Genomic DNA, 23,818 nt, shown 5'->3' with positions numbered 1-23,818 from the left:
CCAGGCTATCGCTCCCTACCCGGGGCCCGTCATGAGCCGTATGTGTACAAAACCGGGGGTGGAACTTTGACAGTATGCACAGGGACGAAAGGGACGGGAACGTGCAGTCCTCCGGTAACCCTCTCCCACGGCACCACGTTGACGACGGTGGTGGGGCAGAGGCGGAATAGAGCTGTAGCCCCTCCGAAGTCCCGCTGGGACCCGCCGAGACCCGCTGGGCCCCGCTGAAGCTCCACCGAAGCTCCACCGAAGGGAGCGGCACCGACATGACACCGAAGATTCTGATGGTCACCGGCGACGCGGCGGAATCACTGGAGGTCCTGTACCCCTACCAGCGCCTGCGTGAGGAGGGCTACGAGGTCCATATCGCGGCCCCCACCCGCAAGCAGCTCCGCTTCGTGGTCCACGACTTCGAACCCGGCTTCGACACGTACACGGAGAAGCCCGGCTACACCTGGCCCGCCGACCTCGCGTTCTCGGAGGTCGACCCCGGTCAGTACGCCGCCGTGGTGATCCCGGGCGGCCGCGCGCCCGAGTACCTCCGCAACGACCCCGAACTCCGCAAGATCCTCAAGTCCTTCTTCGACGCCGACAAGCCCGTGGCGCAGATCTGCCACGGTCCCCTCCTCACGGCCGCCGCCGACGCCCTGCGCGGCCGCCGCGTCACCGCCTACCCGGCACTGGAACTGGACATGCAGGCCGCCGGAGCGACCTTCCAGGACGCGGAGGCGGTGGTCGACGGCACCCTCGTATCTGCCCGCGCCTGGCCGGACCACCCGGCCTGGATGCGCGAGTTCCTCACGGTACTGAGGACGAAGGCACCGGTGAGCTGAACGACTCGGGGGCGGTGCGGTCCCGGCGGGGGCGGTGCGGTCCCGGCGGGGGCGGTGGGCGGCTCGCGTGCGGTGAGGTGTGAGTGCGGTGAGGTGTGAGCCGGGTGCGCGGCTCAGCGCCGGCGAGACGCGAGCCGGGACGCGGCTCAACGCCAGTGAAGTGGGAGCCGGGTGCGCGGCTCAGCGCCGGCGAGACGCGAGCCGCGTACGCGGCTGCCCCTCCGACGAGGGGCGCCGCACACCCCGGGCAGCGAGCTGCCCTACGCCGCCATCAGTCGCTCGGCCTCCTCGACCGCCTCCTCCAGGCTGTCCACCACGGGCACGCCGACCCCTTCGAGGCTGGCGCGGCTGTGCGAACCGCCGGTGTAGAGCACGGCCCGCGCCCCCACGTGCAGGGCGGCCACCGCGTCGTCGGCGGCGTCCCCGATCACCACCGTGCGCTCCGGGTCCACGCCCGCGAGCGACCCTATGTGCCGCACCATGTGCTCGGCCTTGCTGCCGCCGGACGGCCCGACCCGTCCCTCCACCCGCACGAAGTGCGGCTCGATCCCGAACCCCCTGACCAGCGGCACCAGTTCCTCATGCACATACATGCTCAACAGCGACTGGCTGCGCCCCGCCGACCGCCAGTCCGCGAGCAACGTCGTCGCCCCCTCGGTGAGCTCGCACGTGATGCGGTGCTCCGCGTAGTACCGATGGAAGGTGTCGTCCATGACCACCCACTCGGCATCGGTCGGCAGCCGTCCCATCAGCCGCTCGTAGAACTTCGGCACCGGCACGCAGTACAGCTCCCGGTACCGCTCCAGCGTGAGCGGCTCCAACCCCAACTCGGCGAACGCCGCGTTCGTCGCCCCGATGATCGCGGCGTTGTCGTGGAACAGCGTCCCATTCCAGTCCCACACGATGTGCGCTGCTGCGCCCTGCTTCCCCATACCAAGAAAATACCCGCCCGCACTGACAACGCCCCTCGGCGCAGGCTCAGTCCTCCAGCCCGACCAGGCTGGGGATCTCCTGCGTCGCGAACCACAACAACTCGTGGTCCTGGGCACCGTCCACGATGAACTGCGCGTCGTCGTCCCCGTGATCGGCCGCCCCGAGCGCGTCCACGGCGGCCGAGACCTCCTCCCCGGCGTCATCGGCGTCCACGTGCACCGCGGCCGCCTTGGACAGGGCCACGGGCCCCGACACCCGCACCTCACCGAGCGCCCCCGGATCGAGCCCCCGGTCGGGATCGGCGACCGCGGCCCGGTCGGGAACGTCGACCGCGACGACCACCCGCCGCCGCACGGCCGCCGGCTCTCCCGCGAGCAGCCGCAGCGAGGCCAGCGCGGCCCGGTTCAGCGCCGCGTACTCGAGCTCCTCGATGTCGTCGGAGAGGTACCACTCGCGCAACGCGGGCGTGACGGCGTACGCGACGACCGGTCCCGCCGCCAGCTGCCCCGTCTTGTACGCCTCGGCGAGACCGGAGAGGGTCAGGGGGACGTAGACGCGCATGGCTGGCCGCTTTCGTAGTCGGGAGGGTTTCCCGGGTCGGAGGGCTCCCGGAAGGGCGGTCCCGCGCCTCCCGGGAAGGCCTTCAGGATACGTGTGGGCGTCCCCCTTCGGGTCCCGCTCCCTCCCCCGTACGGCGTCCACCCCCGGCCCGCGATTCACCCGGTACATCCCTTCCCCGCCAGGCCTCCCACCCCTCCCGCTCACTCTGATAGGTGAACCTCCCGGCCGCCGCGGCGCGCGCCGGGCGTCCTTGCGGGGGCCCGCTCCCGCCTCGTAGAAGATCCCCAACACGAAGTTACCGCCCGGTATCAACCGGTCGCGGCGAGTGGGGGGGCCGACTCATGAACGGGGACGACGCATGAACAAGGTGATGACCAGGACGAAGCGCCGCCCGGGCACCCACCCACCCGGCCGCCACGACACCCGCCGCCCCGGCACCACACCGCCGCGCACCCCGGGCGCGGGCGCGCCCCGCCCGGCCCCGGGAGACAGCCCACCGCAGGCGCCCCCGGCGGAGGCCGCATCCGGCACCCTCCTCCTGCCCCCACCGGCCGACCACCCACGGCCGTCACCGCCGTCCTCACCGCCGCCGCAGCCCCGCCCCACCGACCTCTTCGCCGACCGCCTCCTCGCGGTGCTCAGCGGCCAACGTCCCGTCCACTGCATGCTGCGCCACACCGCGGGCCGGGCCTACGACGAGCTGGCCTGGCTCGCCGAACGCGGCCCCCTGCGCACCCGCGGCACCCGCCCGGTCGTCCGCGACATCGGCTACTACGTGCCACGGCCAGGCGCGATCGAGGCCTTCGCCCGCATCGGCGCGGGCGACCGGCTCCGCGCGATGGCCTTCCGCCTGGAACAGGGCCCCGACCTCCGCTGGCGCTGCACAGCGGTGGAACTGGGCGGCCCCCGCATGCCCCGCCCGGACGACGACTGAGCAGCTCCTGGGGCCCGAACACCCCACTGGCGACTCCCGAGGGCCCCTGAACCCCCACTGAGCAACGCAAAGGGCCGGACACCCAAAGGTGCCCGGCCCTTCACCACCACTCAGCTCTCGTCAGCTCTCGCGAGCCGATCGGTCACTTCTTGCGGCGCCGCCCGTTGCTCTTCTGCTGCTTGCGGCGCTCCGCGCGCGTGAGGCCGTCCGCCTCGGATCGCACGGGCTCGTCGTCGTCGCTGGCGAAGTCGCCCTCGACGATGCCGCCCTCACCGTCCACGGTCGGCGCGGAGAAGTGCAGCCGGTCGGGACGCTGCGGGGCGTCGAGCCCCTTGGCGCGGATCTCGGGACGCGCACCCGCGGGCACGACGTCCTCCTTCTTCTCCAGCGACGGCGCGGCGTCCTCGACCGGGACCTCCTCGACCTGCTGCTCGACCTGGACCTCCAGGTTGAACAGATAGCCGACGGACTCCTCCTTGATGCCGTCCATCATGGCGGAGAACATGTCGAAGCCCTCGCGCTGGTACTCGACCAGCGGGTCCTTCTGCGCCATGGCGCGCAGACCGATGCCCTCCTGGAGGTAGTCCATCTCGTAGAGGTGCTCGCGCCACTTGCGGTCGAGGACCGACAGGACGACGCGGCGCTCCAGCTCCCGCATGATCTCGGAGCCGAGCTGCTCCTCACGGGCCGCGTACTGCTCGTGGATGTCGTCCTTGATGGACTCGGAGACGAACTCGGCCGTCAGACCGGCACGGTCACCGGCCGCCTCCTCCAGCTCGTCGACGGTGACCTTCACCGGGTAGAGCTGCTTGAAGGCGCCCCACAGCCGGTCCAGGTCCCACTCCTCGGCGAAGCCCTCGGCGGTCTCGGCCGCGATGTAGGCGTCGATCGTGTCGTCCATGAAGTGCTGGATCTGCTCCTGGAGGTCCTCGCCCTCCAGGACGCGGCGGCGCTCGCCGTAGATGACCTCGCGCTGCCGGTTGAGCACCTCGTCGTACTTCAGGACGTTCTTGCGCGTCTCGAAGTTCTGCTGCTCGACCTGCGACTGGGCGGAGGCGATCGCGCGCGTGACCATCTTGTTCTCGATCGGCACGTCGTCCGGCACGTTGGCCATCGACATCACGCGCTCGACCATCTGGGCCTTGAACAGCCTCATCAGGTCGTCACCGAGCGACAGGTAGAAGCGGGACTCGCCCGGGTCGCCCTGACGGCCGGAACGACCGCGCAGCTGGTTGTCGATACGACGCGACTCGTGGCGCTCGGTGCCCAGCACGTAGAGCCCGCCGAGCTCCTTGACCTCTTCGAACTCCGCCTTGACGGCCTGCTCGGCCTTCTCCAGGGCGGCGGGGAGGGCAGCGGCCCACTCCTCGATGTGCTCCTCGGGGTCGAGGCCGCGCTGACGCAGCTCCGCCTCGGCGAGGTCGTCCGGGTTGCCGCCGAGCTTGATGTCCGTGCCTCGACCGGCCATGTTCGTGGCGACGGTCACAGCGCCCCGGCGGCCGGCCTGGGCGATGATCGGGGCCTCACGGTCGTGCTGCTTCGCGTTCAGCACCTCGTGCTGGATGCCCCGCTTCGAGAGCTGCTGCGAGAGGTACTCGGACTTCTCGACCGACGTCGTGCCGACGAGGATCGGCTGGCCCTTCTCGTGCTTCTCGGCGATGTCGTCGACCACCGCGTCGAACTTGGCGACCTCGGTGCGGTAGATCAGGTCCGACTGGTCCTTGCGGACCATCGGCTTGTTGGTCGGGATCGGGACGACGCCGAGCTTGTAGATCTGGTGGAACTCGGCGGCCTCGGTCATCGCCGTACCGGTCATGCCGGAGAGCTTGCCGTAGAGGCGGAAGAAGTTCTGCAGGGTGATCGTGGCGAGCGTCTGGTTCTCGTCCTTGATGTCCACCCCTTCCTTCGCCTCGATCGCCTGGTGCATGCCCTCGTTGTAGCGGCGACCGGCGAGGATACGGCCGGTGTGCTCGTCGACGATCATGACTTCGCCGTCGATGACGACGTAGTCCTTGTCCTTCTTGAAGAGCTCCTTGGCCTTGATGGCGTTGTTCAGGTAGCCCACCAGCGGTGTGTTCACCGACTCGTACAGGTTGTCGATGCCCAGCCAGTCCTCGACCTTGGAGACGCCGGGCTCGTGGATGGCGACCGTGCGCTTCTTCTCGTCGACCTCGTAGTCCCCGGTCTCCTCGAGGCCCTTGAGGGGGTTGCCGGCCTCGCCCTTCTTCAGCCGGGTGACCAGCTTGGCGAAGTCGCCGTACCACTTGGTGGCCTGGTCGGCCGGGCCGGAGATGATGAGCGGCGTACGGGCCTCGTCGACGAGGATGGAGTCGACCTCGTCGACGATCGCGAAGTTGTGGCCGCGCTGGACGAGTTCGTCCTGCGACCAGGCCATGTTGTCGCGCAGGTAGTCGAAGCCGAACTCGTTGTTCGTGCCGTACGTGATGTCGCACGCGTACTGCTCGCGGCGCTGGGCCGGCGTCATGTTGGCGAGGATGCAGCCGACGGTCAGGCCCAGGAACTTGTGGACGCGACCCATCATCTCGGAGTCGCGCTCGGCCAGGTAGTCGTTGACCGTGATCAGGTGAACGCCGTCTCCGGAGAGGGCGTTCAGATACGCGGGCAGCGTGCCGACGAGGGTCTTGCCCTCGCCGGTCTTCATCTCCGCGACATAGCCGAGGTGGAGCGCGGCGCCACCCATCATCTGCACGTCGTAGTGACGCTGACCGAGGACACGCTTGGCGGCCTCACGCACGGTGGCGAAGGCCTCGGGGAGCAGGTCGTCCAGGCTCTCCCCATCCGCATACCGCTGCTTGTACTCATCAGTGAGGGCGCGCAGCTCGGCGTCGGAGAGGTCGACGAAGTCCTCTTCGATGGAGTTGACCTGGTCCGCGATGCGGTGCAGCTTGCGCAGGATCTTGCCTTCGCCTGCACGCATGATCTTCGAGAGGACGGACACGGGGGTTTGTCTCCTTGCCGGTCGGGCCTGGGACGGTCGGGTTCAATGTCAGATTCAAATCACAGCTTGAGCAACGGCCATCGTAAGCGAGGACCCCACCGCGCCGGGAGGTCTGCCAGTGACAGCCACTAGGACAACGGACAGGGGTTGCGGAAGGTGCCGTGTCCGCGCTGCGAAAAGTAACCGAACCGTCACTCGCCGCAAAGGAATGGCGCCCTTTCGGCGGCCCTAGCAGAATCGGCCGATGGACCCCGTCACGCTGACCACCGACCGGCTGCTCCTGCGCGCCGTGGACTCTCACGACACCGACGCGGTGTACGAAGCCGTCCAGGACCCCGACATCCAGCGCTGGACCACGATTCCCTCGCCCTATCTCCGCGAGCACGCGACGGGCTTCACGGACCAGATGGTGCCGGACGGCTGGGCGGACGGCTCCATGTTCACCTTCGGTGCCTTCCTCCTGTCGGGGGACTTGGCGGGCATGCTCTCCATCAGCATGCGTTCCCTCGGCGTCGGTGAGGTCGGCTTCTGGGCGGCCAAGGAGCACCGCGGCAACGGCTACATCACCGAGGCCACCCTCACCACCGCCCGCTGGGCTTTCACGAGCCTCGCCGTCGACCGCCTGGAATGGCGCGCCGAGGTCGGCAACAAGGGCTCCCGCGCGGTCGCCGAACGCGCCGGCTTCACCCTGGAAGGCACCCTCCGCTCCGCCCTCAACAACAAGGGCGTACGCCGAGACTGCTGGATCGGCTCCCTACTCCCCTCAGACCTGGGCCTGCCATCAACGGCCCCATACCTGCCCGCCCCGCCCCCCACCACCCCGTAACACCCCTCCACCCCATCCAACACTCGAGACCGCGGACCCGCCCCCTCATCCCGAAGCGGACAAGGGTCGACGGTCCAGGTGGGGTGCGGGGGCGCAGCCCTGCCCGGGGTGCGGGGGCGCAGCCCCGCCCGGGTGCGGGAGCACAGCCCCGCCCGGGGTGCGGGAGCACAGCCCGCCGGGGTGCAGGGGCACAGCCCCGCCCGGGGTGCGGCAGCACAGCCCCGCCCGGGGTGCAGGGACGCAGCCACCCGGGGCGCAGGGGCGCAGCCCCGCTGGGGTGCAGGGACGCAGCCACCCGGGGCGCAGGGGCGCAGCCCCGCTGGGGTGCAGGGGCGCAGCCCCGCTGGGGTGCAGGGGCGCAGCCCCGCTGGGGTGCAGGGGCGCAGCCCCGCTGGAGTGCAGGGGCGGAGCCCCGCTGGGGGTCCGGGGGCGGAGCCTCCGGGGATGGGACGGGTAGGGGCGGCGGGGGCGAGTCCACTGTCAGTGGCACCGCCTACCGTGTGGAACATGACGAGCCTCCCGCGTCCCACCACCGACCTCTCCGCCGAAGAAGCCCGCCGCATCGCCCTACGGGCCCAGGGCTTCCTGGGCGCTCCCGACCGCAGGGCCGGCGTCCGCGGAATCCTGCGACACCTCGGCGCGGTCCAGCTCGACACGATCTCCGTCCTGGCCCGCTCCCACGAACTCATCCCGTACGCCCGCCTGGGCGCGGTAGGCCGCAAAACCGTCGACCAGGCCTACTGGACCGACACCCACGCCTTCGAGTACTGGTCCCACGCCGCCTGCATCCTCCCCGTAGAGGAATGGCCCCACTTCGCCTTCCGCCGCCGCGCCTACCGCTCCCGCCCGCACTGGAACCACGACCTGCCGGACGGCACCTACGACCAGGTCATCAAGCAGCTCCGCACCGAAGGCCCCCTCACGGCCACGGAGTTGGGCGGCGCGAAGAAGACGAGCGAGTGGTGGGACTGGTCGGGCACCAAGGTGGCCGTAGAGCGCGCGCTGATGTACGGCGAGGTGGTGTGCACGGAGCGCCGCGGCTGGAAGCGGGTGTACGACCTCGCCGAGCGCGCCGTCCCCGAGGCCCTGCTCCATGACGAGCTGGACGACACGGAGTGCCTGCGCCGCCTGGTCGGCCTGGCCGGCAAGTCCCTGGGCGTCGGCACGCGCGCGGACATCGCCGACTACCACCGTCTCAAGGGCGACCAGGTCGACGCGGTGATCGCGGACTCGGGCCTGGTCCCGGTGACGGTGGAGGGCTGGGGCAAGCCCGCGTGGGCGGACCCGGCGGCCCTGGAGACACCGCCGCGCGGCCGCCACCGTACGACGCTGCTGTCCCCGTTCGACTCACTCATCTGGGAGCGGGCCCGCACGGAGCGGATCTTCGGCTTCACCCACCGTCTGGAGGCGTACACGCCCAAGCCGAAGCGGGTGTACGGCTACTTCGCGATGCCGGTCCTCGCCGGAGGCCGGCTCGTCGGCCGCGTGGACCCCGCCCGCGAGGGCCGCACCCTGGTCGCCAAACAGGTCACGCTGGACGGCGCCAAGGCGGTCCCTGCCGTGGCTCAGGCCCTCCTGGAGGCAGCGAGCTGGGTGGACTGCACAAACGTACGCGTGGAACGCGTGGACGCCCCCGACCTCCGCGAGCCCCTCGCGAAGGAACTCACCCGCGCACTGGCCTGACCTGACCTGACCGGCCGAACTGACCGCCCTGACCAGCCCGGCGCCGACTCACCGGATCTCGAGGATCTTCTCCCGCATCGCGTAGACCACCGCCTCCATCCTGGAGTGCAGTTGCAGCTTCTCCAGGATGTTGCGCACATGGTTCTTCACGGTGTTCTCGGAGATGAACAACTCCTTGGCGATGTCCCGGTTGTTCATCCCTGTCGCGACGAGCTTGAGAACCTCCAGCTCGCGATCCGTGAGCCGCGGCGCGGGCACGAGCCGACGCTCGTCCGTCCGCTGAATCATCGACTTGAACTCGGTGAGAAGTTTCGACGCCATCGACGGGCTGATCTGCGACTGCCCGTCCGCCACCGCGCGAATGGCCGTGGCCACCTCGTCCGTGGAGATCTCCTTGAGGAGATAACCGGTCGCGCCCGCCTTGATCGCGTCGTAGAGATCGGCTTCCTCGTCGCTGATCGTCAGCATGATGATCTTCGCGCTCGGAGCCACCTCCTTGATGGAGGTGCACGCCTCGATGCCGCCCCGCTTCGGCATGCGTACGTCCATCAGCACGATGTCGGGGAGCAGGTCGGCGGCCTTGTCGACCGCCTCCGCCCCGTCACCCGCCTCGCCGACGACCTGGATGTCCTCCTCGGCCGCGAGCACGATCTCCAGACCGCGGCGGAAGAGGGCATGGTCGTCCACGACGAGGACCCGAATGGGCTCCTTGCGTGGAGAGCCCGCGTCCGGGCCCATGCCGACGACGCCGTCGGCATCCCCGTCACGCATCGGTCCGAAGCTGTCCGCCATCGTTCCTCCCCCTGAAGGCCGTGGCCTGCGTTCCTGTGCCATCGCCGATCCGAGGCAACGACCCACCGGTTGAGGCCGGTTCGGCCATGATTCCATGCCCGGACGACAGTGCGGTGACAGAGCGGGTCGCGAAGTGGTCGCACACCGGTGCCCCTGGGGGCGCACGCGCGCTCCAGGGGCACCGGCTCAGCCGTCATCGGGGCGGGTCAGCCGCCGAGCGCACCGCCCGGCGCGTCCGATCCGGCCTGGGTGACCATGGGGTCCGTGCTGAGGTGGATGACGCCGTAGTCGTACGCGTGCCGCCGGTAGACGACACTGGGTTCCTTCGTCTCGGAGTCGACGAAGAGATAGAAGTCGTGCCCGACCAGCTCCATCTCGTAGAGCGCCTGGTCCAGCGTCATCGGGGCGGCCACGTGGGTCTTCTCGCGAACGATGAGGGGGCCTTCGCCCATGACCTCGAGGGAGCCGATCTTCTTCGTCGGCACGCTGTCCATGTCGTCCTCGTGGACGACGGCCCCGTTCCCGTTGAGCGTCGCGGCGCCGGGCACGTGGTCGGCCACCTCGGCGGCCGAGAGCCGGCCGTTGCCGCGGCGGGTGTAGCGCTTGTCGTGCTGCTTGCGCAGGCGGGCTTCGAGCTTGTCCGCCGCCAGGTCGAGTGCCGCGTACGGGTCACTTGCCGCCGCCTCCGCCCGGATCACCGGACCGCGGGAGTGGAGCGTGATCTCCACTCGGTCGCAACGGTCGGCCTGCCGGGGGTTGGGCTCCTTGGACACCTCCACGTCGAGGCTGATCACCTTGCCATCGAGCTTCTGGATCTTCTCCAGCTTCAGCTTCTCGGCCACGTGCTTGCGGAACCGCTCGGGCACCTCGGTCTTGCGGCCCTTGACGACGATGTCCACGCAGAACTCCGTTCCCGGATTGCTCCGCTGCACTGGCGGAGCGTCTCCCTTTTGCACCAGGCCCCGGTGAGTGCCGGAGCCTCGGACTTGGTGACTTTCACCTCCTCCTCCCCCGTGGGCAAGATCTACACCCCACCGCTACGGGTGATTCAGAAACCCGCAGCACGACATTCGGATGGGCGAGGTACGGCCTGCGCCATTGCCTCACAACCGAACATATCTCGCCTGGACGGATGTCGTCACCCTCTACTGCGGCGTACCTCCGTTCAGGTGAATTGACCTGGTCATTACCTGCAACGATGGAAGTTCTCGGTCAGTTCCGGTTTTTTTCGAAAGAGTCCGGCGGGGCCGCGACTACAGCCGCGCAGATCATGTCGTCGACTCCGCCCATACCCGCCATTCCCCGGGTTGCTTGTGTCCGGTCGGTATCCGCTGTCGTTGTCTTGGTCATCCGTTCTCCCGTTGGTTCCCCCGCTTCCGCGACGCATGCATCGATGTCCGGGTACGAATCGATGCGCGCCACCGCCGCCCGTACGGCACGGGCCGCCTCCGTCATCGAGGCGCCCGTCGTCATCAGGTCGTCCACGAGTACGACCCGCGCGCCGCCCGCCAACAGCCGGGCACCTCCGGCGGCCACTTCCAGGGCGCCCGCGAGATTGTCCAGTCGCTGCCGCGAGTTGAGCCCCGCCTGGTCGGCCACGGCGCGCCGCTGGCGCAGCACGGCCAGCACCCGGGCCGGTGTCCCCGCGCGACGCAGCTCCCCCGCCGCCGCGAGCGCGATCCGCCGCGCCGGATCATGGCCCCGCGCCCGCACCGCCCACCGCGAGGACGGCAGGGGAACGAGCAGCACCGGCCCTGTGCCGGAAAGCGGCGCGCTTCCATGACCGCCCCCGGGCCGCAGTTGCCCGTTGCCGCCCCTCAGGCGCCCGTCCGGGGCCGTGGGCAATCCTTCTGGGGCGGGGAGGCACAGGTTCCCCGTCCCTGCCCGTACAGCCCCCGCCAGGGCCGTTCCCAAAGGTGTCGCAAGTGTCAGTGCCCCCCGTTCCTTGTGAGCGAGGAGCGTCGCGCGCACCTCGTCCTCGTATGGGGCCGCCGCGTGCACCACCGGCAGCCCGGGCGGCTCCGGATCGGGTCGCACCCGGCGCGGTGCGGCCCCGCTCAGGGCGGCACGGCACTCCGGGCAGAGCACCGTGCGAGGCCTTCCACAGCCTCCGCACTCGGCCGGCAGCACCAGATCGGTGAGGTCCTGCCACCACCCCCGCATGCCACCACTCTGCCAACGCGCGGGCCGACCGGCCACCCCTGTGGACAACCGCCTGTGGACAACTCCACGGCCATCACCCGTCCGGGGGACCCACGCGAAATGACCCCCAGGTCCACCCCGTACGACAGCCAGGTCCACCCGTACAGCGGCCAGGTCCACCCCGTACGACAGCCGGGCCTGCCCGAAACGGGAGGCCCGGCGAGTCCCTACCCGGGACGAAGAAGGTCCCTACCCGGGATACACCGGAGCGGTGCCGTCCTTGACGATCTTCTGCCACTGCTCCCCGGACGACAGCCGCACGATCCCGTCCTCCTCCGAGTGCGCCACCAGCGGCAGCCGTTCGTCCTCGGACGCGGCGACCTCCTTGACCCCCGTCAGCGCGGAGGGCGCGGTGCCCACCGGAGTGGAGCCGTCGACCTGGACGTAGCGCATCTGCTGCACCCCGCCGGACTCGCGCCCGACGACGACGAGCCGGCTGTCCCCGGCCCACGACATGGCGGTGACCTCCTCCAGCTGCGGCGCCACGGAGCGCAGCTCGAGGATCGAGATGAGAGGCCGTCCGCCGGTCTTGGTGTCGCGCTGGATGCGCCCGATCTGCAGTGAGCTTTTGCCGTCCTTCTGGACGATCAGCGCGATCCGCGCGCCGTCGGCGGCCACCCGCACCGCCTGGACACGGCCGTCGATGCCCGGCGCGGTGACCGCCAGCGGAGTACCCGCGCCCTTCTCCAGCAAGAGCAGCCGCGGGTTCTTCGGATCGCGGTCGGCCACCCACAGGTCGCCCTGTCCGTCCCAACTGGGCGTCGTCAGCCGGTCGTCCGGCGTCGCCCCCTGGCTGTGCAGCACCGCGTCCCCCAGCGAGGCGCCCGACACCAGCGATCCGACGTACAGCGAACTCCCGTCGGCCGACACACCGGCCGCGCTGTCCTCGGTCCGGGACACCGCCGCCGACCGCAGCTTCTTGTCGCCCACTCCCAGCGCACCGGGTACCGGCTCGGGCTGCTTGTCACTGTTGCCGCTGGGCAGCCGTACGAGCCGCTGCTTGGCGTCGATGAAGTACTCGTACTCGGGGTGATTTGCCGTGCCGTGCGAAGCGACGGTCTCCGCCCGGCTCTCGGTGACCACGCACAGCTGCGAACCGTTCGACCGCTGCAGCTCCACCTCGTCGACGCCCGTGGGCGTCAGGTCCTGGAGCGTGAAGAGGAGTTGGGTCGCCATCTTGTTGCACTGGGTCTCTCCGACCCGGTCGGCCTTCTTGTTCAGCGGGACCGTCACCCTGTTGCGGTCGTCGGGCGACAACGACGTGACGCCCTTCTTCAGCTCCGTGTCGGAGGGGAAGCTCGACGTCACCACCGGATCCAGCCAGCGCGTGGGCCCCTTCAGAAGCGACCGGACCATCTCCGTCATCGGGTCCACCTTGTTGCGCACATAGACGGGATCGGCGACGGTCCCCAGCGGTCCGCCCGACCCGGAGGGCACATTCGAGGCGAAGTAGTACTTGTTGACGGACACGTAGTTGCGCTGGAAGTCGGAGTTGCCCATCACCACGCCCTGCGGCAGCGCGTCGATGCGCCACTGCTTGGTGTCCTTCTGCAGCGTGAGGTGCACCGCCGTCCGGTACGAACCGGAGTCCGGCGTGTACGCGTGCTGCTCATCCACCGTGGCGACCTTGCTGCCGGAGAGCGTGTACGTGTCGTCGCCCTCCTCCCTACTGCCCGAGTGCCCCGACTCGGGGTTGGGTCCGTCCGCGAGGACGGTCGTGGAGCGGTACGGATCCCACGCCTTGCGGGCGCTCGCCGTCAGATATTTGCGCGCCGTCTCGTACTGCGCGTCGTCACTGGTCAGAGCCTCCAGGAAGCCCTGCACGATCTCCGCCGGCGGGGCGTCCTCGCGGGGCGGCAGCGCGAAGACGCGGACCTGCGAGTCCTGCCTCGGCGTGGACTCGACCCCGCGCAGATCCCCGCTGTCCGGCATCGAGGCACACCCGGTCAGCAGCAGTGCGCCGCAGCCGAGGTACACCCCCACGTGCGCGAGACGCCAATGGCCGCTCCCCTCGCGGTCAGCGCCCACGAAATGCCTCCCCTTGCCCGAGTTCCTCGGGCTCTCCTTGTCCGAGTTCTTCAGGCCCGCCGCCGTCCCGGCCACGCTCCCGCACGCTCCGCTCCCCACCCTCGGCGGCCATGTCGTCCGGCTGCCGCACGGCCCCGGAGGGCCTCGGCACCACACGCGCGCCGTTGCCCGGCAGCGCCGTCGGATCGGCCGTGGGCGATGCCCCGGCCAGCCGCGGCACCACGGACGCCCGCTGCATCGGCGGTGCCGCTCTCCCGCCCGTGGCCTGCATCGGCACCGTGGCGAGCTTGTCGCCGCCGCCGGAGGGCAGTCCCGCGTCATTAAGTCCACGATTACGCCGCGAGTCCATGGGCTCCAGAGGTATCGGAGACCCCCGCAGCGGCTCGTCCGCGGTACGCGGCAGCGTCAGCCGGAACTGCGAACCGCCGCCCGGCTCACCCCACGCCTGCAGCCAGCCGCCGTGCAGCCGTGCGTCCTCCAGGGCGATGGACAGCCCGAGCCCCGTGCCGCCGGTGGTACGCGCGCGTGCCGGGTCGGCACGCCAGAAGCGGCTGAAGACCCGGGTCGCCTCTCCGGGCTTGAGGCCGACGCCGTAGTCACGCACCGCGATGGCGACCGCCCCGCCCGCTGTGGCGAGCTTGACCACCACTTCCTTGCCGTCGCCGTGCTCCACGGCGTTGACGACGAGATTGCGCAGCACCCGCTCCACCCGCCGGGCATCCGCCTCGGCGACCACCGGCTGCTGGTCGCCGACGACGCGTATCTGCGAGCCCTTGCGCTCGGCGAGCGGCTCGGCCCCGCTGACGACACGCCGTACGACTTCCCGGAGGTCTATCGCCTCGGCCTCCAGCGCCGCCGCACCCGCGTCGAACCGGCTGATCTCCAGCAGGTCCGCGAGCAGCGTCTCGAACCGGTCCAGCTGATCGGCGAGCAGCTCGGCCGACCGAGCGGTCACCGGATCGAAGTCCACGCGCGCGTCGTGGATGACGTCGGCCGCCATCCGGACGGTCGTGAGCGGCGTACGCAGCTCGTGCGACACGTCGGACACGAATCGTCGCTGCATCCGCGACAGGTCCTCCAGCTGCTGGATCTTCAGCTGAAGGTTCTGCGCCATCTTGTTGAAGGCCTCACCGAGCCGTGCGATGTCGTCCTCGCCGGTGACCTTCATCCGTTCCTGCAGGCGCCCGGCGGAGAGCCGCTCGGCGATCCCTGCCGCCATCCGCACCGGAGTGACGACCTGGCGCACCACGAGCCAGGCGATGGCCCCCAGAAGCACCACGACGAACAGTCCGGCCGTCGCGAGCGTCCCCTTGACCAGGCTCAGCGACTTCTCCTCCTGCGTCAGCGGGAAGAGGTAGTAGAGCTGGTACGAGTCTCCGTTGGGGTCGAGGACCTGCTTGCCGATGACCAGCGCGGCCTGCGACTCCGTGCCGTCCTTGTAGACGACCCTGGTGTAGCTCTGGGCCGCCATCGTGTTGCTGTCGACGCGGGCGCGCAGGGCCTCCGGGATGCTCACCGTCGGATCGACGTCACCCGAGGAACGCGGACCCCGCCCGGCACCACCGTTGCCGGCCACGGTGGAGCTGAGCGTCACCACGTCGAAGGCGCCCTGGCCGCCACTGGAAAGGGAGACGACGAGGTCGTTCATCCACTGGCTGACGTTCTTGGACGGACGGCCGTCCGCACTCGAACCGTCGTCACCATTGGCCGTGGCAGCCGCGTCCGCCTTCTGCTTGGCCACCGAGAAGCCACCCGTGGCCTGACTCTGCGAGGCCTTGACCTTGGCGTCCAGCAGACCGTTGCGCACCTGCCCGATGACCACGAAGCCGAGCAGCAGCACGACACCCAGCGACATCAGCAGCGTCGTGACGACGATCTTGAGCTGGATGTTGCGCCGCCACAGCCGCATCACGGGCAGCAACGGACGGCGCACCCAGCGCATGAACAACCGAAGGACCGGGCTGCCCTGGACTCCGCCCTGCAGCAGCCCGCCCTCCAACAAACGTCCCCAACGGGAGCCCGTCACCTTCCGGCCGACAGGCCGCCCCGAACGGACCCCCGGCTCACCGGGCGCCGAAGCGGCACTGTCCCGGGACACGTCAGCTCGGTCCGGCCTTGTAACCGACACCACGGACGGTCACCACGATCTCCGGCCGCTCCGGGTCCTTCTCGACCTTGGAGCGCAGCCGCTGGACATGCACGTTGACCAGTCGGGTGTCCGCCGCGTGCCGGTAGCCCCACACCTGTTCGAGGAGCACCTCCCGCGTGAACACCTGCCACGGCTTACGGGCCAGCGCCACCAGCAGATCGAACTCCAGCGGCGTCAGCGCGATCGACTGCCCGTCCCGCTTCACAGAGTGACCGGCCACATCGATCACAAGATCGCCGATGGCCAGCTGCTCGGGCGCCGGCTCCTCGGAACGACGCAGCCGCGCCCTGATCCGCGCCACCAGCTCCTTTGGCTTGAACGGCTTCACGATGTAGTCGTCGGCGCCGGACTCGAGGCCGACCACGACATCGACGGTGTCGCTCTTCGCCGTGAGCATCACGATCGGCACCCCGGACTCCGCCCTGATCAGGCGGCACACCTCGATACCGTCCCGGCCGGGAAGCATCAGGTCCAGGAGCACCAGATCGGGCTTGGTCTCACGGAAAGCGGCCAGCGCCTTGTCGCCGTCGGCTACGAAAGACGGCTCAAAACCTTCACCACGCAACACAATGCCGAGCATCTCGGCCAGTGCGGTGTCGTCATCGACGACAAGGACTCGTCCCTTCATAAACGACATCATCCCATTAACTAAATCGTTACCTGGCGTGACCTGTCACACAGCTCAGCGAGTGCCTCAGCCGTCACGGGCGACACAGCGCCCTCTTCGGTCACGATCGCCGTCACCAACTCGGGGGGCGTCACATCGAACGCCGGGTTGTACGCCTGGGTCCCCAGGGGTGCCACCGGTATCCCGCCTCCCGCTTCCACTCGCGCCACAGGCACCTGGGGTGCTGTGATCTCGGTCACTTCATGACCGGGGCGCTGCTCGACCTCGATGGACGCTCCGTCCGGGGTGTCCGGGTCCAATGTCGTCACCGGCGCCACCACGATGAACGGCACATGGTGATACCGGGCCAGCACCGCGAGCGGATAGCTCCCCACCTTGTTCGCCACCGAACCGTCGGCAGCGATCCGATCGGCCCCGATCAGCACAGCGTCCACCTCCCCCGCCGCGAACAGTGATCCCGCCGCGTTGTCCGTGAGCAAGGTGTACGCCATTCCGTTGCGCGCCGCCTCGTAAGCCGTCAGGCGAGCACCTTGCAGCAACGGACGCGTTTCGTCCACCCAGAGCCTCCGAAGCTGCCCCGCCCGATGTGCCGCGAGGGCCACCGCGAAGGCCGTGCCCTCCCCGCCGGACACCAGCGCCCCGGTGTTGCAGTGGGTCAGAATCCGATGCCCACCACCGGGCAGCAACTCGTCGAGCAGCGCCAACCCGTGCTCGGCCATCCGTGCGCTGGCCGCGGCATCCTCCCGGTGCAGAGCCCGCGCCGCTTCGAGCGCCGCCCCGGCGGCCTGCCGCTGATCACCGCCACGGGAGAGCGCGGCACGGTACGCCGTCTGCGCCCGGCGCACACCGACAGCGAGGTTCACCGCGGTGGGCCGGGCGCCCGCCAGCGCCTGGGCGGCATCGTCCACGTCGAAGCCGCGCACGGCGGCGAGCGCGACTCCGTACGCCCCGGCGATACCCAGCAACGGCGCCCCTCTCACGGCCAGCGTGCGAATCGCCTCCACCAGCGCGGGAGCGTCCGTGCACACCAGCTCAACTTCCTCGGCCGGCAACCGTGTCTGGTCGAGAAAGACCAGCACCGGACCTTCGGGCGGCTCGTCCCAGCGGATCGCCGGTATCTCCAGTGGCCCGTCGCCCTCGCGGAATTGCGCGTACTGATCAGCCATCCGCCCAGTCTGCCCCGTAGCAGGCGGACAATTGAAGGTGTCCACCCCATACGGGGGCCGGTCCCATGCCGGGCACACCGTGGCACGATGGCTGCCAACCTGCCGCCGCGACCGCGGACGGGCACCGTGAAGGAGCGACGATGAAAGACACTCCGGGCTGGGCCTCGCCCGGATCTGCCCCCTCCGACGGGCAGGAGCCGGACAACTCCGGCGCCGCCGAGCCCCCGGAGCAGCCCGCGGACCAAGGTGGCACGAACCAGCCGGAGCCGCCCTCGAAGTGGTCCAAGGAGCAGCCCCCGCCCGGCCAGTGGTCCGCTCCCAGCCCACAGGGCCCCGGCCAGGCCCCGCCGCCACCGCCCCCCGGCCCCGGCTGGGGCGGTCAGCAGCCCCCGGGCGCGGGCGGCCACGGAGGCCAGGGCGCCGGCTACGGCGGCTGGGGAGGCCCCGGCCGTGGCTACGGAGGCCCAGGAGGTCCCGCTGGCTGGGGCGGCAACTGGGGCGGCCCGCCGCCCGCCGCCAAGCCCGGCGTGATCCCCCTGCGCCCGCTCGGCGTCGGCGAGATCCTCGACGGCGCGGTCTCCACGATGCGGACCTACTGGCGCACCGTCCTGGGCATCTCGCTCACCGTCGCCGTCGTCACACAGATCGCGGTCATCCTGCTCCAGGGCCTGGTCCTGGACGACCGCGCGAGCACGGACGTCCTCAACGACCCGAGCGCCACCGCCGGCGAGCTGAGCCGCGCCCTCGGCGACACCCTGCTGAGCTCCGGCGTCGTCGTGCTCATCGGCCTGCTCGGCACCATCGTCGCCACGGCCCTGCTCACCTCCGTGACCAGCCGCGCGGTGCTCGGCAAGTCGGTGACCACCGCCGAAGCCTGGCGCGACGCCAGACCCCGGCTGCCGAAGCTGTTCGCCCTGACCTTCCTGCTGCCGCTCATCGCCATCGCGATCATCACCGTCGGCGCTCTTCCCGGCCTGCTCGTCGCCATCGCCGGCTCGAGCAGCGCGGGCACCGCGCTCGCGGTCCTCGGCGGGCTCGGCGCGGGCGTCGTCGCCCTCTGGCTGATGATCCGCTTCTCGCTCGCCTCGCCCGCCCTGATGCTGGAGAAGCAGGGCGTCCTGAAGTCGATGAGCCGCTCTGCGAAGCTCGTCCGCGGCTCCTGGTGGCGAGTCTTCGGCATCCAGCTGCTCGCCACGATCATCGCCAACATCGTGGCGTCGATCGTCGTGATCCCCTTCGCCGTCATCGCCTCCGCCCTGAGCGGCGACGGCGTCGCCGGATTCCTGAGCAGCGGCGGCAGCCCCGGCTGGACGTTCCTCATCGTCAGCGGAATCGGTTCGGTGGTCGGCTCCATGATCACCTTCCCGATCTCCGCGGGCGTCACCGTGCTCCTCTACATCGACCAGCGCATCCGCCGCGAGGCCCTCGACCTCGACCTGGCCCGCGCCGCCGGTGTCCAGGACTACGGCTCCAGCACCCCCGGCACCACTGCGGGGAGCTGATGCGGTGAGTCCGGCGGGGGGAGTTCTCACAGCGGTACTGGCACTGCCGCGCACCGGCGCCACGGCCGTACTCGCGCTGCCGCGCGACGACGAACCACCGGTGACGATCCCGCGCGACCCCGCGCGGGAGGCGGCCAAGCGCGAACTGTCCAAACGGATGTACCACGAGAACGACCCCAGCCCGGTGCAACGCGCCCTGAACGCCTTCTGGGACTGGGTCGACAAACTGTTCAGCGCCGCCTCCACGGCGACTCCCGGCGGCACACTCGGACTTGTCGTCATCGTGGTGGCGGTGCTGGCCGTCGTGGCCGCCCTCTGGTGGCGCCTCGGCACCCCGCACCGCACCCCCACCTCCTCCGCCGCACTCTTCGACGACCGCCCCCGCAGCGCCGCCGAACACCGCGCGGCCGCCGAAGCGCACGCCGCCCAGGGCCACTGGAACCAAGCCGTCCAGGAACGCATGCGCGCCGTCGTACGCTCCCTCGAGGAGCGCGCCCTGCTCGACCCACGCCCCGGCCGCACCGCAGACGAGGCCGCCGCCGAAGCGGGCCGCACACTGCCCTCCCACACGGACCGACTGCGCGCCGCCGCCCGGGACTTCGACGAGGTCACATACGGCGGCCGGTCCGCGGGCTCCGACACATACCACCGCCTCACCGAACTCGACCGCGACCTCGAGCGCACCAAACCCGTACTCACCAGCAGCGCCCAGAGCGCGGACCACAACACCCGCCAGGGGGACGCCTCATGACCGAGGCCACCCTCACGTCCACCTCGGCCGCGCCCACCGCCCGCCAGGTATGGACCCGCACCCGAGGCATCGTCCTCGCCGTCGTGATCCTGCTGGCGGCCGCCGTCGCGATCGCCGCGATCCGCTCCGGCGCCCAGCACGGCCGCCTCGACCCACGCTCCGCCGACCCCTACGGCAGCCGCGCCACCGCCGAACTCCTCGGCGACCGCGGGGTCTCCACGCGCGTGGTCACCACCCTGGACGAGGCCCGCGCCGCGGCCGGCGCCGACACCACCCTCCTCGTCGCTGCCCCGGACCTGCTGACCGACCATCAGCAGACCAGCCTCCGCGCGGCGACCAAGAACTCCGGCGGCCGCACGATCCTGATCGCCCCAGACTCGCCATCCCTCGGCACCCTCGCCCCCGGAGTCACCGCCGACGCCGCGATCAGCTTCGACTCGACGCTCTCCCCCAGCTGCGACCTGCCCGCCGCCCGCCGCGCGGGCAGCGCCGACACCGGCGGCATCCGCTACAGCACCAGCGACCTCGGCACCGATGCCTGCTACCCCAGCGACGGCCTGCCCACCCTGCTGCGCATCCCGGCGGCCACCGGGAACGGCGACACCGTCGTCATCGGCGCCCCCGACATCCTCTACAACAACCGTCTCGACAAGCAGGGCAACGCCTCGCTCGCCCTCCAACTGCTCGGTTCCCGTCCCCACTTGGTGTGGTACCTCCCCTCGCTCTCCGACACCTCGGCCACCGACGCGGGCAAAAAGACCTTCCTCGACCTGCTCCCCTCGGGCTGGCTCTGGGGCACCCTTCAGCTCTTCATCGCGGCAGGCCTGGCCGCCCTCTGGCGGGCACGCCGACTCGGCCCCCTCGTGCCCGAACGCCTCCCCGTCGCGATCCGCGCCTCCGAAACCGTCGAAGGCCGCGCCCGCCTCTACCGCAAGGCCAACGCCCGCGACCGCGCGGCCGCCGCTCTGCGCTCCACCACTCGCACCCGACTCGCCCCCCTCATCGGCGTATCCCCCGCCCGGGCACATGCGCCCGAGGCACTGCTCCCCGCCCTGTCCGCCCGCCTCGACGGCGACGGACAGGCCCTGCACACCCTCCTCTTCGGCCCGCCGCCCAGCGACGACGCGGCCCTCATCTCCCTCGCCGACCAACTCGACGCCCTCGAAAGAGAGGTACGCCGTTCATGATGGCCCCGACCACTGACAACGCCGGGTACGCCGGGGATCCGGGCACCGCCCGCTCCTCCCTGGAAGCCCTGCGCACCGAGATCGCCAAAGCAGTGGTCGGCCAGGACCCCGCCGTGACCGGCCTCGTCGTCGCCCTCCTCTGCCGCGGACACGTTCTACTTGAAGGAGTCCCTGGAGTCGCCAAAACGTTGCTCGTCCGCGCGCTCGCATCCGCGCTCGAACTCGACACCAAGCGAGTCCAGTTCACTCCCGACCTGATGCCGAGCGACATCACCGGCTCTCTCGTCTACGACGCCCGCACCGCCGAGTTCTCGTTCCAGCCCGGCCCGGTCTTCACGAACCTCCTGCTGGCCGACGAGATCAACCGCACCCCGCCCAAGACCCAGTCGTCCCTCCTCGAAGCGATGGAGGAGCGTCAAGTCACCGTCGACGGCACCCCCCGCCCGCTCCCGGAACCCTTCCTGGTCGCCGCGACCCAGAACCCGGTCGAGTACGAGGGAACGTATCCTCTGCCCGAAGCCCAACTGGACCGCTTCCTCCTGAAACTGACGATCCCTCTGCCGTCCCGTCAGGACGAGATCGACGTCCTCACCCGCCACGCCGAGGGCTTCAACCCGCGCGACCTGCGCGCCGCCGGCGTACGCCCCGTGGCGGGCCCGGCCGACCTGGAAGCCGCCCGCGCCGCCGTGGCCAAGACATCGGTCTCCCCCGAAATCACCGGCTATGTCGTCGACGTCTGCCGCGCAACCCGCGAATCGCCGTCCCTCACCCTCGGCGTCTCCCCGCGCGGCGCGACCGCCCTCCTCGCCACCGCCCGCGCCTGGGCCTGGCTGACCGGCCGCGACTACGTCATCCCCGACGACGTGAAGGCCCTGGCCCTGCCCACCCTCCGCCACCGCATCCAGCTCCGCCCCGAGGCCGAGATGGAGGGCGTGACGGCCGACTCGGTCATCAACGCGATCCTCGCCCACGTCCCCGTCCCCCGCTGATGGCACTCACCGGACGCGCCGCCCTGCTGGCGGCCCTCGGCACACTCCCCGTCGGCATCTGGGAGCCGAGCTGGGCGGGCATCCTCGCCGTGAACGCTCCCCTGGCCCTGGCCTGCGCCTGCGACGCCGTCCTCGCCGCACCCGTACGCCGCCTCGGCCTGGTTCGCTCCGGCGACACTTCCGTACGCCTCGGCGAAACCGCCGATGTCACCTTGACCGTCACCAACCCCTCCGGCCGCCTCCTGCGCGCCCACGTCCGTGACGCCTGGCCTCCCAGCAGCTGGGAGTCGGGCACCGAGGTGGCCGCCTCCCGCCACCGCCTGACGGTTCCCGCCGGCGAGCGTCGACGCCTGACCACCCGCCTGCGCCCCACCCGCCGGGGCGACCGCCGGGCGGACCGCGTCACCATCCGCTCGTACGGCCCCCTCGGTCTCTTCTCCCGCCAGGGCAGCCACAAGGTGCCCTGGACCGTACGGGTCCTCCCGCCCTTCACCAGCCGCAAGCACCTCCCCTCCAAACTGGCCCGCCTACGCGAACTCGACGGCCGCACCAGCGTCCTGACCCGCGGCGAGGGCACGGAATTCGACAGCCTGCGCGAGTACGTCCCCGGTGACGACACCCGCTCCATCGACTGGCGCGCCACGGCCCGCCGGACCACGGTCGCCGTACGCACCTGGCGTCCCGAGCGCGACCGCCACATCCTTCTGGTCCTCGACACGGGCCGGACCTCGGCCGGTCGCGTGGGCGACGCCCCGCGCCTCGACGCCTCCATGGACGCGGCGCTCCTCCTTGCCGCCCTGGCCTCCCGGGCCGGCGACCGCGTGGACCTCCTCGCCTACGACCGCCGGGTACGCGCCCTGGTCCAGGGCCGCTCGGCCGGCGACGTCCTCCCTTCCCTGGTCAACGCGATGGCGACCCTGGAGCCGGAGCTCGTCGAAACGGACGCCCGCGGCCTCACCGCCACAGCCCTCCGTACGGCCCCTCGCCGCTCTCTCATCGTGTTGCTGACCAGCCTCGACGCGGCCCCCATCGAAGAGGGTCTGCTCCCCGTACTCTCCGGTCTCACCCACCGCCACACAGTCCTCGTGGCCTCAGTGGCCGACCCGCACATTGCTCATATGGCTACCGCTCGGGGAAGCGCCGAGGCGGTGTACGAGGCGGCAGCCGCGGCCCAGGCCCAGACGGAACGCCATCGCACGGCCGAACAACTTCAGCGCCACGGAGTAACCGTCGTCGACGCGGTTCCGGACAACCTGGCGCCTGCCCTCGCGGATGCGTATCTGGCGCTCAAGGCGGCGGGACGGCTGTAAGCCGGCACAAAAAAGGGGGCCTCTCGATTCGAGAGGCCCCAAGAAATGATCCCGAACGCAGAAAACCCCCGTACCGATTTCCCGGTACGGGGGTTCTCCCTACAATTAGTTCGGCGGCGTCCTACTCTCCCACAGGGTCCCCCCTGCAGTACCATCGGCGCTGTGAGGCTTAGCTTCCGGGTTCGGAATGTAACCGGGCGTTTCCCTCACGCTATGACCACCGAAACACTATGAAACTGTCAACCGGAGCCGTGGCATAGCTACGACGGTTGTTCGTGGTTTCAGAACCAACACAGTGGACGCGAGCAACTGAGGACAAGCCCTCGGCCTATTAGTACCGGTCACCTCCAGCGGTTACCCGCCTTCCAGATCCGGCCTATCAACC

19 protein-coding genes and 1 rRNA gene are annotated in these 23,818 nt (G+C 70.4%); 9 read left to right on the top strand and 11 right to left on the bottom strand.

The window, feature by feature from the left end; genetic code table 11:
* Window positions 1-266: 266 nt before the first annotated feature.
* Entirely contained in the window at window positions 267-833 is a 567-nt protein-coding gene (locus ACIQTP_RS00100; protein WP_402040780.1) for a DJ-1/PfpI family protein, read from the top strand.
* A 260-nt stretch (window positions 834-1,093) separates the two neighbouring features.
* Here ACIQTP_RS00100 and ACIQTP_RS00095 read toward each other — a convergent pair whose 3' ends face one another.
* On the bottom strand, window positions 1,094-1,765 hold the full coding sequence (locus ACIQTP_RS00095; protein WP_402040777.1) for an HAD family hydrolase: 672 nt from the start codon (window positions 1,763-1,765) through the stop codon (window positions 1,094-1,096).
* Window positions 1,766-1,811: 46 nt separating this feature from the next.
* Window positions 1,812-2,327, bottom strand: coding sequence for a DUF6912 family protein (locus ACIQTP_RS00090; protein WP_403394783.1), 516 nt, complete (start codon window positions 2,325-2,327; stop codon window positions 1,812-1,814).
* Between the two features lie 358 nt (window positions 2,328-2,685).
* Between ACIQTP_RS00090 and ACIQTP_RS00085 the strand changes: the two genes are divergently transcribed.
* The gene (locus ACIQTP_RS00085; RefSeq protein WP_402040771.1) at window positions 2,686-3,261 is read left to right on the top strand and encodes an Rv3235 family protein; all 576 of its coding nucleotides are present in this window, start codon (window positions 2,686-2,688) and stop codon (window positions 3,259-3,261) included.
* Window positions 3,262-3,403: 142 nt separating this feature from the next.
* Here ACIQTP_RS00085 and secA read toward each other — a convergent pair whose 3' ends face one another.
* Window positions 3,404-6,220, bottom strand: coding sequence for a preprotein translocase subunit SecA (gene secA / locus ACIQTP_RS00080; protein ID WP_403394780.1), 2,817 nt, complete (start codon window positions 6,218-6,220; stop codon window positions 3,404-3,406).
* 244 nt (window positions 6,221-6,464) lie between these two features.
* On the opposite strand from secA, the gene ACIQTP_RS00075 reads away from it, so the two are divergent.
* Together ACIQTP_RS00075 and ACIQTP_RS00070 are read left to right on the top strand one after the other, a co-directional pair.
* Window positions 6,465-7,046, top strand: coding sequence for a GNAT family N-acetyltransferase (locus tag ACIQTP_RS00075; protein WP_403394778.1), 582 nt, complete (start codon window positions 6,465-6,467; stop codon window positions 7,044-7,046).
* 507 nt (window positions 7,047-7,553) lie between these two features.
* A complete protein-coding gene (locus tag ACIQTP_RS00070) occupies window positions 7,554-8,729 on the top strand; it encodes a winged helix-turn-helix domain-containing protein (RefSeq protein ID WP_393013235.1) in 1,176 nt (391 codons plus the stop codon).
* A 48-nt stretch (window positions 8,730-8,777) separates the two neighbouring features.
* Here ACIQTP_RS00070 and ACIQTP_RS00065 read toward each other — a convergent pair whose 3' ends face one another.
* From ACIQTP_RS00065 to mtnA, 7 genes are all read right to left on the bottom strand, one after another.
* Window positions 8,778-9,521, bottom strand: coding sequence for a response regulator (locus ACIQTP_RS00065; protein WP_402040761.1), 744 nt, complete (start codon window positions 9,519-9,521; stop codon window positions 8,778-8,780).
* A gap of 206 nt (window positions 9,522-9,727) precedes the next feature.
* Window positions 9,728-10,420, bottom strand: coding sequence for a ribosome hibernation-promoting factor, HPF/YfiA family (gene hpf, locus ACIQTP_RS00060; RefSeq protein ID WP_402040758.1), 693 nt, complete (start codon window positions 10,418-10,420; stop codon window positions 9,728-9,730).
* 313 nt (window positions 10,421-10,733) lie between these two features.
* Window positions 10,734-11,684: a ComF family protein gene (locus tag ACIQTP_RS00055; protein WP_403394776.1), complete on the bottom strand. Its 951-nt coding sequence runs from the start codon at window positions 11,682-11,684 to the stop codon at window positions 10,734-10,736.
* Between the two features lie 228 nt (window positions 11,685-11,912).
* Window positions 11,913-13,751: an LpqB family beta-propeller domain-containing protein gene (locus ACIQTP_RS00050; protein WP_403394774.1), complete on the bottom strand. Its 1,839-nt coding sequence runs from the start codon at window positions 13,749-13,751 to the stop codon at window positions 11,913-11,915.
* Window positions 13,741-15,849, bottom strand: coding sequence for an MtrAB system histidine kinase MtrB (gene mtrB, locus ACIQTP_RS00045; protein ID WP_403394772.1), 2,109 nt, complete (start codon window positions 15,847-15,849; stop codon window positions 13,741-13,743). Before mtrB ends, ACIQTP_RS00050 begins: the two co-directional genes overlap by 11 nt.
* 1 nt (window position 15,850) lies before the next feature.
* Window positions 15,851-16,540, bottom strand: coding sequence for a two-component system response regulator MtrA (gene mtrA, locus ACIQTP_RS00040; RefSeq protein ID WP_015659998.1), 690 nt, complete (start codon window positions 16,538-16,540; stop codon window positions 15,851-15,853).
* A gap of 8 nt (window positions 16,541-16,548) precedes the next feature.
* Window positions 16,549-17,694: an S-methyl-5-thioribose-1-phosphate isomerase gene (gene mtnA, locus ACIQTP_RS00035; RefSeq protein ID WP_403394770.1), complete on the bottom strand. Its 1,146-nt coding sequence runs from the start codon at window positions 17,692-17,694 to the stop codon at window positions 16,549-16,551.
* Between the two features lie 140 nt (window positions 17,695-17,834).
* Here mtnA and ACIQTP_RS00030 point away from each other — a divergent pair, with 140 nt between their 5' ends.
* Genes ACIQTP_RS00030 through ACIQTP_RS00010 form a run of 5 tightly spaced genes read left to right on the top strand, consistent with a single transcriptional unit; the run spans window position 17,835 to window position 23,433 of the window.
* The gene (locus ACIQTP_RS00030; RefSeq protein ID WP_403394768.1) at window positions 17,835-19,196 is read left to right on the top strand and encodes a hypothetical protein; all 1,362 of its coding nucleotides are present in this window, start codon (window positions 17,835-17,837) and stop codon (window positions 19,194-19,196) included.
* Between the two features lie 4 nt (window positions 19,197-19,200).
* A complete protein-coding gene (locus ACIQTP_RS00025) occupies window positions 19,201-19,947 on the top strand; it encodes a DUF4129 domain-containing protein (RefSeq protein WP_403394766.1) in 747 nt (248 codons plus the stop codon).
* Window positions 19,944-21,134 carry a DUF4350 domain-containing protein gene (locus ACIQTP_RS00020; RefSeq protein ID WP_403394764.1) on the top strand — a complete coding sequence of 397 codons (1,191 nt, stop codon included), beginning with the start codon at window positions 19,944-19,946 and terminating at the stop codon, window positions 21,132-21,134. Before ACIQTP_RS00025 ends, ACIQTP_RS00020 begins: the two co-directional genes overlap by 4 nt.
* Window positions 21,134-22,123, top strand: a complete 990-nt coding sequence (locus tag ACIQTP_RS00015; RefSeq protein ID WP_403396028.1) for an AAA family ATPase — start codon at window positions 21,134-21,136, stop codon at window positions 22,121-22,123. Before ACIQTP_RS00020 ends, ACIQTP_RS00015 begins: the two co-directional genes overlap by 1 nt.
* A complete protein-coding gene (locus ACIQTP_RS00010) occupies window positions 22,123-23,433 on the top strand; it encodes a DUF58 domain-containing protein (protein WP_403394762.1) in 1,311 nt (436 codons plus the stop codon). The genes ACIQTP_RS00015 and ACIQTP_RS00010 overlap by 1 nt, the downstream gene beginning before the upstream one ends.
* Before the next feature lie 108 nt (window positions 23,434-23,541).
* Here ACIQTP_RS00010 and rrf read toward each other — a convergent pair.
* Window positions 23,542-23,658, bottom strand: a 5S ribosomal RNA gene (gene rrf / locus ACIQTP_RS00005).
* Between the last annotated feature and the right edge of the window lie 160 nt (window positions 23,659-23,818).

It is taken from the genome of Streptomyces sp. NPDC090798 (assembly GCF_044768965.1).
Lineage (GTDB): Bacteria > Actinomycetota > Actinomycetes > Streptomycetales > Streptomycetaceae > Streptomyces.
Note: the sequence above shows the minus strand (reverse complement) of the source record. Positions and strands in the feature narration are given on the sequence as shown.

Bases quoted from the DNA above. Each gene is read 5' to 3' on its own strand.
- ACIQTP_RS00020 (WP_403394764.1), top strand. From the start codon at position 19,944: ATGACCGAGGCCACCCTCACGTCCACCTCGGCCGCGCCCACCGCCCGC.
- ACIQTP_RS00095 (WP_402040777.1), bottom strand. From the start codon at position 1,765: ATGGGGAAGCAGGGCGCAGCAGCGCACATCGTGTGGGACTGGAATGGG.
- ACIQTP_RS00075 (WP_403394778.1), top strand. From the start codon at position 6,465: ATGGACCCCGTCACGCTGACCACCGACCGGCTGCTCCTGCGCGCCGTG.
- mtnA (WP_403394770.1), bottom strand. From the start codon at position 17,694: ATGGCTGATCAGTACGCGCAATTCCGCGAGGGCGACGGGCCACTGGAG.
- ACIQTP_RS00070 (WP_393013235.1), top strand. From the start codon at position 7,554: ATGACGAGCCTCCCGCGTCCCACCACCGACCTCTCCGCCGAAGAAGCC.
- ACIQTP_RS00090 (WP_403394783.1), bottom strand. From the start codon at position 2,327: ATGCGCGTCTACGTCCCCCTGACCCTCTCCGGTCTCGCCGAGGCGTAC.
- ACIQTP_RS00015 (WP_403396028.1), top strand. From the start codon at position 21,134: ATGGCCCCGACCACTGACAACGCCGGGTACGCCGGGGATCCGGGCACC.
- mtrA (WP_015659998.1), bottom strand. From the start codon at position 16,540: ATGATGTCGTTTATGAAGGGACGAGTCCTTGTCGTCGATGACGACACC.
- ACIQTP_RS00010 (WP_403394762.1), top strand. From the start codon at position 22,123: ATGGCACTCACCGGACGCGCCGCCCTGCTGGCGGCCCTCGGCACACTC.
- ACIQTP_RS00055 (WP_403394776.1), bottom strand. From the start codon at position 11,684: ATGCGGGGGTGGTGGCAGGACCTCACCGATCTGGTGCTGCCGGCCGAG.
- ACIQTP_RS00030 (WP_403394768.1), top strand. From the start codon at position 17,835: ATGAAAGACACTCCGGGCTGGGCCTCGCCCGGATCTGCCCCCTCCGAC.
- ACIQTP_RS00085 (WP_402040771.1), top strand. From the start codon at position 2,686: ATGAACAAGGTGATGACCAGGACGAAGCGCCGCCCGGGCACCCACCCA.
- ACIQTP_RS00065 (WP_402040761.1), bottom strand. From the start codon at position 9,521: ATGGCGGACAGCTTCGGACCGATGCGTGACGGGGATGCCGACGGCGTC.
- ACIQTP_RS00100 (WP_402040780.1), top strand. From the start codon at position 267: ATGACACCGAAGATTCTGATGGTCACCGGCGACGCGGCGGAATCACTG.